The following is a 13875-nucleotide window of genomic DNA, read 5'->3' on the forward strand; positions in this document are numbered from 1 at the left end:
AGCCTACTCAAAGCAACCATTAGCCAATACTTTTACTTGATCAAAATACTCAGTTAATTGCTGGCTATGGGTCACCATGACTAAGTTAATGCCCTGCTCTTTGCATAAATCTATTAGCAGCTGCACCACTTGATGAGAACGCGCTTGATCTAAATTGCCGGTTGGTTCATCGGCAAGAATAATTTGAGGTTTATTGATTAATGCTCGAGCAATGCCAACTCTTTGCTGTTCACCACCAGAAAGGCGCGTAGGGAGTGCATTCAGCTTATTTGCCAACCCCAGCTGTTCGACCAATTGTTCGAAATTCTCGGGTGTTTGGCCGGGGAAATTCAGCTGCTGTTGAAACAATATATTTTGCTTTACGGTTAAGCATTCAAGCAACTGATAATGTTGGAAAATCAAGCCAATTTTACGGCGATACAAAGCCAGTTCTGCATCGTTTAACTGAGTTAATTGCTGGCCGTTAATCACTACCGAACCACACTCAGGTGACAGTAAACCTGCCAAAATATGTAACAGCGTGGTTTTCCCTGAACCACTATCACCGAGCAAGGCTAGATTGACGCCCGATGCCACCGATAAATTGAGATTTTGTAATATCGGCGTTTGAACACTGCCATCGCTGCGGCTAAAGTGCAATCCTTCTACTTCTATCATATACATCCTAACCTTGGTATTAAAAATCGCTCTGGCTTGAGAATAGATTAAATATCGTTTGCCTGCTGAATTTGCTCTGTTAAGTAGACTATGCGCTCGGCCATGCCTTCGATCACCGCATCTTTGAATTTGTCTTTAATGACATGGGGCAAACCGTGCAGTGTGTCTTGGTCCATACACAAAACAATCGCGTTATCTAACGCTCTCGCCGTTGCACTCTTAGGTCGCTTTTTAATAAAGCTGCCTTCTCCAATAAACTGACCTGCTTTAATCACACCAAGTGCTTGAGTATCACCTTGCTTAATAATTTCTATCGTGCCAGACAAAACAATGTAGAAATGGCTGTTGTGATCGAGCTCAGATTGCACGATGTGGCCCGCTTTACATTGATACGCTTTGGTGTGGTGAAGTAGCAATTCGCGCTGCTCAATAGTGAATAGTTTAAAAAACGGAATGCGCGCGACAATTTCCAAAAGCTTTAATTTAGAAATGTTATTTAAGGGTAACATTTAATGATACTGCCCAGTAAAAATTAAGAAGTGCAGCGTCAGATTACAAAAAATAGCAGCAAAAGAAAAGCGGCGCTATACCTAGCGCCGCTTTTAATGATTTCTTTAGTTATTAACGAGTTAATTGCCCCGTAAATAACTAACCGCAATCGCGTGTTACTTTGCTAAAGAAGCAAATAGCTCAGCAAACTTGTCTAAACCTTCGTTGGCGATCTCGTCAGACATAGTTAATGCTGGTAAGAAACGGATAACGTTACCGTAGAAACCACAAGCAAGTAATACTAAACCGTATTCTTGTGCTTTACCGATAATCGCTTGCGTTAACTCAGCATTTGGTTGCTCAAAGCTACCTTCTTTGACTAATTCTAAGGCAATCATACAACCTTGGTTGCGAACATCACCAATCAACTGTGGAAATTCAGCTTTAAGTGCAGATAAACGCTCATTGAATAACGCACCTAAGTGGTTAGCGCGGTCAATGAGCTTTTCTTCTTCAATAACGTCTAGTACGGCAAGTGCTGCAGCACAAGCTACCGGAGAACCACCGTAAGTACCACCTAAACCACCTGGGTTGGGCGCGTCCATGATTTCGCTCTTACCAACAACAGCAGCAATTGGGAAACCACCAGCAATACCTTTAGCCATTGTCATTAGATCTGGTTCGATGCCTGCGTATTCAGTGCTGAACATTTTACCTGTACGAGCAAAGCCAGTTTGGATTTCGTCACAGATCAACACAATACCGTGGTCATCACATAATTTGCGCAGTGCTTGTAAGAACTCAGCTGGCGCTTGGTAGAAACCACCTTCACCTTGCACTGGCTCAAGAATAATCGCCGCAACATCACTTGGCGCGATGTCTACTTTAAATAGATTTTCAACTGCTTTTAGTGAATCTTTTACTGAAATACCGTGAACATCAATCGGGAACGGTGCGTGAAAAATATCACCAGGGAACGGACCAAAAAGGTTCTTATAAGGCGTGATTTTACCCGTTAAGCCCATAGTTAAGTTAGTACGACCGTGGAAGCCACCGTTAAATGCGATAACACCGCGACGACCAGTGTGGGCGCGAGCGATTTTAACACAGTTTTCAACGGCTTCAGCACCCGTTGAAACAAAGATAGCTTTCTTTTCAGAATCGCCAGGCGCCGCTTTCGTTAATTTTTCAGCTAATTCAACAGCAACTTCGTATGGGTTAACCATAACACAAGTGTGGCTGAATTTTTCAATTTGCTCTTTAACAGCTGCAACCACTTTAGGGTGGCTATGACCAGTATTACAAACGGCGATACCAGTACCAAAATCGATAAAACGGTTACCTTCTACGTCCCAAAGCTCTGCGTTTTCGCCGCGCTCGATGTAAGATGAGTAAACATTACCTTGACCGCGAGCAATCACTGCACTCTTGCGTGCTTGTAAATCTGCATTATTTGACATTTTCTTTACCTATTTTCTTAGAAATTAATTAATTACAACTTATTGAGGGCGACAGTTACTTGTCGATACCGCCCATACATAAGTATTTAATTTCCATATAATCATCTAAGCCGTACTTAGAACCTTCACGGCCGTTACCAGATTGTTTAACGCCACCAAATGGTGCGGCAGCATTTGAAATTAAGCCTTCGTTGATACCGACCATACCATATTCAAGGCCTTCAGCGACTCGCCAAATGCGGCCAATATCGCGAGAGTAGAAGTACGCCGCTAAACCAAATTCAGTGTCGTTAGCTTGCGCGATTACTTCACTTTCATCAGTAAACGAAATAATTGGCGAAACTGGACCAAAAATCTCATTAGCAGCAATGGGCATATCGTTAGTGACACCCGTTAGAATAGTTGGCTGGTAGAAGCTTTCACCTTGGTCACCGTGTGCACCACCTAAAGCAACTTGAGCACCAGCGGCAACTGAGTCTTTAACAAGCTGATCAACATCGCCACAAGCTTGTGGATTGATCATTGGGCCAATAGCAACACCGTCTGTTAAACCATTACCAACTGGTAAGGCTTTAACCGCAGCAACAAACTTTTCAGTAAACTCAGCCAATACACCTTCTTGCACGAAAATACGATTAGTACAAACACAGGTTTGACCGGCATTGCGGTACTTAGACACGAGTGCACCAGCAACAGCGGCATCAATATCAGCATCATCAAAAACGATAAACGGGGCATTACCGCCAAGTTCCATTGACACTTTCTTAATAGTGCTGGCACACTGGGCAATAAGGGCTTTACCAACACCAGTAGAACCGGTGAAAGTGAACTTAGCAATGTCTTCATGCTCAGTTAACACGCGACCCATACCGCGAGCGTCGTCACCAACAACAACGTTGAAAACACCAGCAGGGATACCAGCGCGCTCAGCAAGTTCAGCCATTGCTAAAGCAGAAAGTGGCGTTTGTGTCGCAGGACGAACAACAAAAGTACAACCAGCAGCTAACGCGGCAGCGGCTTTGCGAGCAATCATGGCATTCGGGAAGTTCCACGGCGTAATCGCGGCCACAACACCAACAGGTTGTTTGATAACAACAATGCGCTTATCGCCTGATGGCGCAGGAATAGTGTCGCCGTATACGCGCTTGCCTTCTTCAGCAAACCACTCAATAAAAGCAGCACCGTAGGCAATTTCGCCCTTCGCTTCGGCAAGTGGTTTACCTTGCTCTAAGGTTAAGATGCGGCCCAAGTCTTCTTGGTGCGCCATCATCAAATCAAACCACTTGCGCATTAAACCAGCACGCTCATTAGCAGATTTTGCTGACCAAGCCGCCAGTGCGTCTTTTGCCGCTTTCACAGCAAGTTCTGTTTCTGCAATACCTGCGTTGCTTACTTTAGCAACTAGTTCACCGTTGGCCGGGTTAGTTACGTCGATATCAGACGCACTTGAGTGCCAGCTACCGTTGATGTATGAGAAGTTTTTCAGCAAGTTGCTATCATTAAGATTATGCATGTTGTCACCTTATGACAGTTATCTAAGAACAATTAATATAAATACTGCTATTGAGGTGTGCATACCCAACAAGCGCAGTCTAATTAACAATTAGTCTTATTGAATAACAAAAGCTTTTGCTGTTAAATATAAAACATTCAACTCAAAGTTTGATAGGTTTATAACTTTTGGCCAAATCGTCAATTATCCCAAAACCCGTTGCCGAATACGACTTAAAACTGCTGAGAATTTTTAAAGCGGTCGCCGAAAATGGTGGCTTTTCAGCGGCTGAATCGGTGCTGGGTATTACCCGCTCAACCATTAGTATTCATATGTCTAATTTAGAAGCGCGAATGAAGCTCAAGCTTTGCAGTCGTGGTCGCGGTGGTTTTGCTTTAACCGAAGACGGCCAAGCGGTTTATCACGCCGCCATCACCCTATTCGATTCTTTGAACGACTTTTCCTTGCTGGTGGGGTCTCTGGGTAAAGAACTCAGCGGCGAACTGGTAATTTTATGTGCCGACCAGCTCAATATTGTTAAACAGCAAAAGCTCGCCAAAGTGATTGGCAAAATTCACGACGCCTCACCTAATCTGCACCTGATGCTCGACGGCGAGTCGATACACAATATTGAAACCGCACTGCTTAAAGAAAAAGCGCATATTGGTTTATATCCCGCCTATCAAAAAATTGAAGGCTTGAGCTATCAAACCATTTACCAAGAGCCCGTATTTTTGTGTTGTAGTAAATCCCACCCGTTTTTCGACTTAATGGATACCGAAATCACCCCAGAAAAGCTCGCTGAAATGCCGGCCATTCACCCTGGCATTGAACTCGACGCCCTCGGCCGCGACCAATTGCAAAAACTCAACCTTGCCGCCAAGGCTTATCACTTCGACACGCGAAAAGCGATGATATTGTCTGGCCGCTATCTCGGTTACATGCCACAAAGCTATATTCAAAAAGAACTCAATCAGGGTGAAATCAGGCTAATTCAACCGAGTAGCCTCACCTACCCGTTTGAACTGTCGCTGGTTTACAAAAAGTCGCCACGAGAAGTGAAAAAAGTCGAGTTACTGATCGAAGCCTTCAGCCAAGTTTTTGAATAATCGTTAAATGAAGCATTGCCCATTTAAAGTTCGACGTCTCGATAAATTAACCATTCTGGTATGTATGAGCTTGTTATTGGTAGTTTAAAGCCGCACTGGTCATAGGCTATTACTGCGCCAGCACAAATATGCAGAGGCACCCAGCCCTCGGCCAGATGTTCTCGTTTTTTATTAGCATAATGCTTGATATGAGCATCTAGTGCTTTAATGATCGATTTCTCATATTCTGCTTTATTGCCAGCCAGTGCGGCAATAATAATTTCGATAAATGGCAGCCAAATATTATAAATATAAGATTGTCGACGTTCTGGCATATATTCAGGGGCTGACAAGGTGGCAATTTCTTGCAAAAGCGCTTGTAAGTCAGCTTCTGGTTCAAATAGGCCCTGTAAAAACTTGTAATAGGGGTAGTCAACAGGTAAGTCTTCAGCGCCAGGGTCGATATGATTTTCCGCTTTATAACGAGATAAGCTACCAATGAGGTGCTCACTATCTCGCAGTATAACAGCAAGGCAAAAAGCGGTATGAAACTCAATAGCGCTCATAAATACTGCAGTATGCTTGCCCTTAGCTGGAATAATATGGCCATCAAGTTCCAAATTTAAATCAACATCTGGGTTAAGCGCCAAGCGAAAGTGTGCTTGGTAAAACTGATTGGCCAAGTTTAAATAATGTAAACAAGTTGTTTTGTCTTGTTCTGCAAGATGAGCGGCAGCAAAGGTTTCTATAAATTTTTCACTATCTGAAAGTATTCTACCTGCAGCACCTTTTTTCTTAATATATTGCTCGGGAAATATTATCTTCCATAAATTATTATATCGACTATTAGATTTTTCCCAAATACGTTGATCTGGGTAAGGGTAATGGTGTTTTTGTGTCACTGTTAATTTCCAATAGCTTGATCAAATTGGGTAATCTTAGCATGTGTTTCGACATTTGAGTTTATTGACATACCAAAGTACTGATAACAGACCACTCAATTTATTTGTCTATTTTCTTATCAACAAAAGATTTACAAATAAGCAGGTGAACTAACGGTAAGATCTTGTTCGACAAAGTGGCTAAAACTTTGGCTAATTACTTGACCATTAGGCCAGTGTAGTTCAACAACACCAAGGGTCGGCTGATAACGAGCAGTATACAAAGTGCCCCAACCTTGCCACTCGCTGGCTTTGCGCAACAACGGCGCTTGCGTAAACAATTCAACTAACGAGCGTTGCTGTGCGCTGTCATTTTTCGGTTTGCTGTTGAATTGGCTGACACTGGCAGCTAAAAACTGTTCTCGCGAATAACTATCGGCAATAGCGTCTAAATCTTCAATGACACCGCCTTGTTGGTGATTGGTGGCAAAGGCAACATTGAGTACTTGCACTTCTTCACCAGGACAAATCACGACAGTTTTATAATTACCGTGAAAATCAACTAACGTAATATTGTAAGACATGTGTACAGGTACACGTTCAAGTACGGCAACCGCTTGCTCGGTGGTTTGACAAAACTCAAGGATGTAACGCAGGACAATGGTAATAGCAAAACCATCACCGTGTTTGTATTGACCACCGTAGGCCAGTGATACCGCCAAACCGTGTTCATTCATACCGTCAATGACGCCCCACAAACAATCGGTCATCGCGATAACGCGTGTGCCATTCCAGTTTGTATGTAGCAATAGTCGGTCGCAAAGCTGTGACGGAAAATCATAGTTACGGACGAGCTCAATGGCATTGTCAACTTGACAAGCTTGTGAACAGCCCGAGCGAAATACCGGCGGTTTGTACAAACTCAAAAACGCGCCGGTTTGTTCATCACCACCAAACGCATGCCAAAGGGTATCATAGGTTGGCAGTAGTTCCGGCATATGCTGTTCAAGTGCCGCGCGGCCTTGGGCAGCCGTTATTTTTTCTGGTGCACGGCTAAGCCAGCGATGATACGCTGGCCAGCTTTGAGCATAAGTTAACGCCAGTTTTTCACCGAGAAAGTGCTCTACTTTGGCGGAAAAACCAAGCGTTTTAACTTGTTGAGTCGTTGGCGATGAACTCATGATTGAGCGTTATCAACCTGCTGCTCTGCAGCTCCTTTAACTAATTTTAATTCAGCTTCCGGCTGCTCATCGGCATCGTTTGTTGCAATCGTCTCATCATCAAGCTCATTGGCTACCGCTAACTCTAGTTCAGGTTCCAATTCAAGTTCTGATTCACAAGACAACTCTTCACGATCATTTTCTGATGCTTTTACTGGCTGCGCGTCGGTATCACTAGCCTCATTACCTGGGGTTGGCTCTTGGCTATCAGTGACGCTGTAATTAATCTCAAAACTACATGCAATATTGGTGTCGTGATCTATCTCTTCACCGTTGACGTCAGTAATTTTCATTTCTGCGTCAATCTCGGCGGCCATCGCAACTTTTTTCTCGGCTAATGCTTTTTCAGCTGCTGCATGTTCGTATGCAACAGGCGCTGGCGCCATTCTCGTTTTGGCGTCTCTGCTTGGCTTTTGCATTGGCCCTAAGCCATCTAAATAACCGTAGCTGCCCGGCTTTTTCTGGTAAACGTCAAAATCGATCTTGCTGTCGCGGAAACTTTTCAAGGTTTGACCTAAGCTACGCAAACCAGTCTCGCGCTGACGACGCACTTGGTCAAAATCTAGCTCGGTAACTAAGTACTCGTTAGTTTCGCCGGCTTGATGAATCACTCGACCCGACGGGTCAATCAAACACGACTTACCAACGCCACCAACACCTAAACCGTTAATATCAATAATATAGCTTTGGAATAAAGCGCCACTGCTGCGAGCGAGGTTCAATTCAATGCTGCGATCATTAGTACCGGTTAATACCGGGTGAATAATCGCTTCTGCGCCCATTGCTGTTAGGGTACGCAAAACTTCTGGAAACCACATGTCGTAACAGATACAGACACCAAAACGCCCGGCGCCCGGCACATCAAAAACAACAAATTGATCGCCCGCTTCAACGCCTTCTTCAAATGGACAAAACGGAAATAGCTTGCTGTGGCGAGCAATAACTTCACCTTGAGGATTAATTACCGGTGCAGTGTTGTAAACCTTTTCGTCGCGCAATTCGAAAAACGAACCAGGAATCAGCCAAATATTGTGTTTGCGCGCCATCTCACAAAAACGCTCTTCTGTAACACCCGGCATTGGTTCAGCGTAACTGTGCAAAGGGCCATGCGCCGCCAATTCACTTAACACCACCATTTCAACCCAAGGGTATAGACTCATAAGGACATCAATGCGCTCTTCGATCGCGTCTACATTGTTGCCGTGTTGCAATTGCATTTGAATACCAGCAATACCAAATGGTGTCATAGTAATTTTTATCCTGATTTGTTGTTTATCGACTTTTGTTTTTATCAACTAAAGCGCGAACGATTGTTCTTCGTCTCTAATTATTGGCTTAGAAATTTAGCAAATACAGAGAAAAAATAAACAATGCTGCCGCAAACATTTGTTCGCTAGTATATAGCCCAAAGCTAATTGAGCAACGACTAACTGGTTATAGCATTAGTACAGATGCTTATTTAGCCTAGGCTTTTAATATACCCAAGATTGTTTGACTAATTGATGACAGCGGCATTATCTCGGCTCAACAACAAAACGTCACAAAACCAACATATAACCTTAATACATCCAACACTAAAATATTGGAATAGATTAACTAGCGTGTTCACTTGCGAAACACCAAAATTGCTATTTACAAGCGATTTTCGATTGATTATAAATATTCTTGACATTAAAAAAAACCAGATAATCGACCACATTGACTAGCGTGACGAGTAAGCTAAGCAGCTGAGCCACTGAGTGGGTGTACTGAGAATGTTCGATTAAGGTTTTTTAATTCGACGTATAGATGTACGCACGTTCATAGACGACTTCTTGTAGTTAGCTTGCAAAGTATTTGCTTGTTACTAGCGCTGTTCAACTGTCAATTTCTAGTGAATAACTATGTTTAGAAAGCAGTTTAGAAAGCTATTTTTAAAAATAAAAATGACAACAATAATTAAGCACCAAGAAGGCTAGATTTATGACCAATGCCGGCAGTCTAAAAGCTCAAGAGATGATAGGTTTTTATCATCAACTCAATAACAAACGCCAAGACACCTGGGTAAAACTAAAAAAATACACTTTTCACCTCTCTTCAAGCACCCCTGGCGACGCTGGTTTTAAGCGCTTAAAAAAAGCCGTCAAACTTTCACTAACATCATTAGAAACTATCGAAGATTACACCGCCTTCCCGTCTAAAGAAGATTTTCGATACCTTTGGATTCAATTTCAGCAAAAAGACTATGTCGGCCTTGCCCATTCAGTTTCTCAAATTCACTACTTCTTAGAAAACGGCACCTACCGACGCAAAGACGTCGATTTATCGCTTTCGACCAAAGACTCTAAAGTCAACCTCGAGCTCGAAGAAGAAAACGCCAGTAACTCAAACAGCGCCACCAATTCTCGCGCTCGGCCTTACTTTGAAGTGTTGATTGTCGACGACTTACTCATTGATGCTGAAAACCAATTACTAAGCTCGATGCGAGCAATGCGCCATCACGACGATGGCTTTATTTACAGCCCGATTGTCGCACCAACCTTTGAAGATGCGATTATTGCTATTCTAATCAATCCCAATATTCAAGCTTGTATAATCCGGCCAAGTTTCCCGATGAGTTCTAAGCGCAATAGCGGCTTGGTCTCACATATCATTTCGGGTATTGATGAAAAACTGCGCCGCTATGTCTATAACAGCAAAAGCCAAGGTAGTGAACTCGGTCGTTTGATGAAGTACTTACGTCCTGAGCTCGATCTGTATTTGGTGTCAGATATGGCGATGGAAGCGACCAACAATCAAACCAGCGATGATTATTTTAGACGAGTTTTTTACAGTGAAAACTCGAACCTAGACATGCATCACAGTATTTTGGCCGGCATTGCTTCGCGTTACGACACGCCGTTTTTCTCGGCCTTGAAAAAATACAGCCGTAAGCCAACTGGTACCTTCCATGCACTGCCAATATCTCGTGCCAAATCAATCGAGAAGTCAAACTGGATTGGCGATATGCTCGACTTTTACGGTGCCAATATCTTTTTAGCGGAAACGTCGACGACTAGTGGCGGCCTAGACTCATTACTGCAGCCTAAAGGGCCATTAAAACAGGCGCAAGAATACGCGGCCAGAGCTTATGGCGCAAAACGCACTTATTTTGTCACCAACGGGACATCTACCGCCAACAAAATTGTGGTGCAAGCCTTAGTGAAACCGGGTGATATTATTTTGGTTGACCGCGACTGTCACAAATCTCACCACTACGGCATGGTATTGGCGGGCGCTCACGTTAAGTATCTCGACTCATATCCAATCAACGATTTGTCGATATACGGCGGCGTACCTATTAAAGAAATTAAAAGAACGCTATTACACTACAAATCCATTGGTCAGCTCGATCGCGTAAAAATGCTATTGTTGACCAACTGTACCTTCGACGGCGTTGTTTATAACGTTCGCCGGGTTATGGAAGAGTGTTTAGCAATAAAACCAGATTTAGTGTTCTTGTGGGACGAAGCGTGGTTTGCCTTTGCCACCTTTAATCCGATTTATCGAACTCGCACGGCAATGTTCGCAGCGGGATCACTAACCAGACGTTACAGCCGTACTAAGTACCGCAAGCAATACCAAGAATACAAAGCTGAATTGGATAAGCTAAGCCCAGAGCAGCAACACGAATGGATGCTGGAAAATCGTCTGATCCCAGATCCAGATAAGGTCAGAATTAGAACCTATACCACACACTCAACCCACAAAACATTAACCTCATTGCGCCAAGGCTCGATGATCCACGTCCACGACCAAGACTTTAGGCAAAAAGTAGAAGCAATATTCAACGAAGCTTATATGACCCATACGTCAACGTCGCCAAACTACCAAATTTTGGCATCACTTGATATTGGTCGTCGCCAAGTGGAACTTGAAGGTTATGAGCTGGTAAACAAACAACTTGAATTGGCGATGACCTTGCGTCAATCGGCTTATCAAAGTGAACGCTTGCGCAAGTATTTTGATGTTTTAGTCAATAAACACTTAGTGCCAGACGATTTTCGCGAATCTGGGGTTGAGTCTTATTTCAATATAGAAACTGGTTTTAGCCAAATGGAAGAAGCTTGGGCCGATGACGAATTTGTCGTTGACCCAACCCGAATCACGGTTCATATTGGTAAAACAGGTATTGATGGTAATACGTTCAAAGACAAATACTTAATGGACAAACACGGGATTCAAATTAACAAGACTTCCCGCAATACCATTTTGTTTATGGTCAACATTGGTACTTCGCGCAGTTCAATTATGTACTTGCTTGACTGTTTGTACAAAACGGTCAATGAGCTCGAGTTACGCGACGCCGAAATGGGGCCAACAGAGAAGAAGATTCACTTAAACCGAGTTAAGTCACTAACCAAAGAGTTACCACCGCTACCGGACTTTAGCTACTTTCACGACGCTTTTTTACCGGGCAAAGCCAATGGCAGCGACGAAGGTGATATTCGCAAGGCCTACTTTTTGTCTTACGAGTACGACAACTACGAGTACGTTAATTTAGACAATGGTGAACTTGAGCGCGCAATGAAAGCTGGCCGAGAATTTGTCTCGAGCAGCTTTATTATTCCTTATCCGCCGGGCTTCCCTATTTTGGTACCTGGCCAAGTGATCAGTGAAGAAATCCTAGCCTACATGAAAGCGCTCGACGTTAAAGAAATTCACGGCTACAACCCAGAGCTAGGACTCAGTGTTTTTACTGAAGATGCGTTGGCGTCAGTTATGCCTGAGCAACAAACCACAGCAACTGTGCAAAAAACAGTTACTGAGGATACTCAAACAGTTAACAAGGACAGTAAAACGAACACCAAGACAAAAACTAAAAGTAAATAAAGTGGACCGCTGCAGGAATGCAATAGCGGTTATTTAACCTTGCACACCGTCACGATACTGTAACGATGCAAAATAACGAATAACAATACAAAAACAGCGATCGACAAGAGAACATGTTATGAAAAAACTAAACGGATTAACCGAAATTTACAAATTCTTCCGGACCTACAATAAGCCAATTTATTTTGTTTCTGCTTCGCCTTTTAACATTCTTGGTTTAGGCCAGCTTGTCCCTACTCTGCGCTATATCAATTACTTTGATTGTTTTGATGGCGTTCACCACCGCGTATTCACGCCAAAAGATCGCGGTAGCCCAGAATTCACCAGTTTAGAAGACGTAGTTAACTACCTGATTGAACACCCTGAAACCAATAGTTTCATGGACAAGCAAGGTAAAGGCGGCCATATGCTGGCGGTAATGTTCGATGAAAAAACCGAGAAACTTGCGAAAGAAAAAGGCATCAAGATCGCGATGCCGCCACATTCACTGCGCAACCACTTAGACTCTAAAATTGTCACGACCCAAATCGCTAATGAGGCTGGCGTTGCCAGTGTGCCAAATGTACTAGGTCGCGCCGAAAGTTACGAAGAGCTCATGACACTAGCTAAGTCGGGCAAATTGGGTAAAGATCTCGTTGTTCAAACACCATACGGCGACTCAGGTAAAACCACCTTCTTTATCGCTTCTGAAAAAGACTGGGACGCCAACGCTAAGAACATGGTTGACCAAGAACTTAAAGTGATGAAGCGCATCGACCCGCGCTGTGGTACGGTTGAAGCTGTTGCAACCAAGCACGGCACCATTGTTGGTCCTATCCTAAGCGAACTTGTTGGTCATAAAGAACTGACGCCATTTAAAGGCGGTTGGAGTGGTAACGAAGGCTTTATCAACATCTTAGAGCCTGCACAACGCACAAAATTAGAACGCATGGTGCGCAAGTTTGGTGAGCGCTTGTACAAAGAAGGCTACAAAGGCACCTTCTGTATCGATTACCTCATTGACAAAAATGACGGTCGTATGTACCTCGGCGAATTAAACCCACGCATTAGTGGCGCGTCGCCAATCACTAACCTGATGACGCAAAAATACGGCGGTGTACCACTGTTAATGTTCCACTTACTTGAGCACATGGGGATTGATTACGAGATCAATGTTCGCGATATTCAAAAACGCTGGCGCGACTTCGATACTTGGAGCCAAGTGATCTTCAAGCACACAGGCGATGATGTTCGCATTCTTAACCAAGTGCCACGCTCAGGTATCTGGCGCACGAATGAGAATAACGACGTAGAGCTGGTCAGACGCACGGCTGACTGGAGTAACGTATCAAGTATGGATGAGGCCTTCTTCCTGCGTATTTTAGGACCAGGCGAATACATCTACAAAGGTGCTGATATGGGGGTTTTATTGGTTCGCGGCCACATGCAAAGCCCGAGTGACAAACTAACGCCACGTGCGAAAAATTGGGTTTCGGCAATGCGCTCGCAATTCCAGTCATCAAGTATTGATAACGAAGTGTGTCCAACCGTTTATGACGATGAGATCCTAAATAAGGTCTTTTAATCGATAAATTGGGACGCACTAGCGTCCCAAAATACATTAATGTTTGTGTGTTGTCCTAGTATAGGTTGACACTATTTACGCTAAAACGCTCGATGTACTTCATCGGGCGTTTTGTATTTTAAGGCCATGTGTGGCCTTCGTTGATTATAGATAACAACTGATTCCTCGACCAT

The 13875-nt window shown here is 43.6% G+C and carries 11 protein-coding genes; 3 read left to right on the forward strand and 8 right to left on the reverse strand.

The window, feature by feature from the left end; genetic code table 11:
• Positions 1-3: 3 nt before the first annotated feature.
• The 4 genes from J7384_RS13675 to J7384_RS13690 form a co-directional block, all read right to left on the reverse strand.
• Entirely contained in the window at positions 4-657 is a 654-nt protein-coding gene (locus J7384_RS13675; protein ID WP_209114967.1) for an ABC transporter ATP-binding protein, read from the reverse strand.
• Between the two features lie 47 nt (positions 658-704).
• Complete coding sequence (locus J7384_RS13680) at positions 705-1166, reverse strand: cyclic nucleotide-binding domain-containing protein (protein ID WP_209114968.1); 462 nt, start codon at positions 1164-1166, stop codon at positions 705-707.
• A gap of 156 nt (positions 1167-1322) precedes the next feature.
• A complete protein-coding gene (gene gabT, locus J7384_RS13685; RefSeq protein WP_209114970.1) occupies positions 1323-2606 on the reverse strand; it encodes a 4-aminobutyrate--2-oxoglutarate transaminase in 1284 nt (427 codons plus the stop codon).
• Positions 2607-2661: 55 nt separating this feature from the next.
• Complete coding sequence (locus J7384_RS13690; protein ID WP_209114971.1) at positions 2662-4119, reverse strand: NAD-dependent succinate-semialdehyde dehydrogenase; 1458 nt, start codon at positions 4117-4119, stop codon at positions 2662-2664.
• A gap of 167 nt (positions 4120-4286) precedes the next feature.
• Here J7384_RS13690 and J7384_RS13695 point away from each other — a divergent pair, with 167 nt between their 5' ends.
• Entirely contained in the window at positions 4287-5207 is a 921-nt protein-coding gene (locus J7384_RS13695; protein ID WP_209114972.1) for a LysR family transcriptional regulator, read from the forward strand.
• Between the two features lie 23 nt (positions 5208-5230).
• On the opposite strand, the gene J7384_RS13700 is transcribed toward J7384_RS13695, so the two are convergent.
• The 3 genes from J7384_RS13700 to J7384_RS13710 all read right to left on the reverse strand — a co-directional run bounded on the left by J7384_RS13700 (position 5231) and on the right by J7384_RS13710 (position 8534).
• Positions 5231-6088, reverse strand: coding sequence for an immunity 49 family protein (locus J7384_RS13700; protein ID WP_209114973.1), 858 nt, complete (start codon positions 6086-6088; stop codon positions 5231-5233).
• A gap of 131 nt (positions 6089-6219) precedes the next feature.
• Positions 6220-7248 (reverse strand): C45 family peptidase, encoded by a 1029-nt coding sequence (locus tag J7384_RS13705; protein ID WP_209114974.1) that lies wholly within the window; start codon positions 7246-7248, stop codon positions 6220-6222.
• Complete coding sequence (locus J7384_RS13710; RefSeq protein WP_209114975.1) at positions 7245-8534, reverse strand: carbon-nitrogen hydrolase family protein; 1290 nt, start codon at positions 8532-8534, stop codon at positions 7245-7247. The genes J7384_RS13705 and J7384_RS13710 overlap by 4 nt, the downstream gene beginning before the upstream one ends.
• Before the next feature lie 715 nt (positions 8535-9249).
• On the opposite strand from J7384_RS13710, the gene J7384_RS13715 reads away from it, so the two are divergent.
• Both J7384_RS13715 and J7384_RS13720 read left to right on the forward strand, forming a co-directional pair.
• Complete coding sequence (locus tag J7384_RS13715; protein WP_209114976.1) at positions 9250-12138, forward strand: aminotransferase class I/II-fold pyridoxal phosphate-dependent enzyme; 2889 nt, start codon at positions 9250-9252, stop codon at positions 12136-12138.
• A gap of 118 nt (positions 12139-12256) precedes the next feature.
• Positions 12257-13702, forward strand: coding sequence for a biotin carboxylase (locus tag J7384_RS13720; protein ID WP_209114977.1), 1446 nt, complete (start codon positions 12257-12259; stop codon positions 13700-13702).
• A gap of 80 nt (positions 13703-13782) precedes the next feature.
• Here J7384_RS13720 and J7384_RS13725 read toward each other — a convergent pair.
• A partial coding sequence (locus J7384_RS13725; RefSeq protein ID WP_209111306.1) for an integrase core domain-containing protein occupies positions 13783-13875 on the reverse strand: 93 nt, incomplete at its 5' end.

Origin of the sequence: Endozoicomonas sp. G2_1, assembly GCF_017744155.1 — a bacterium.
GTDB lineage: Bacteria > Pseudomonadota > Gammaproteobacteria > Enterobacterales > Alteromonadaceae > JAGHQT01.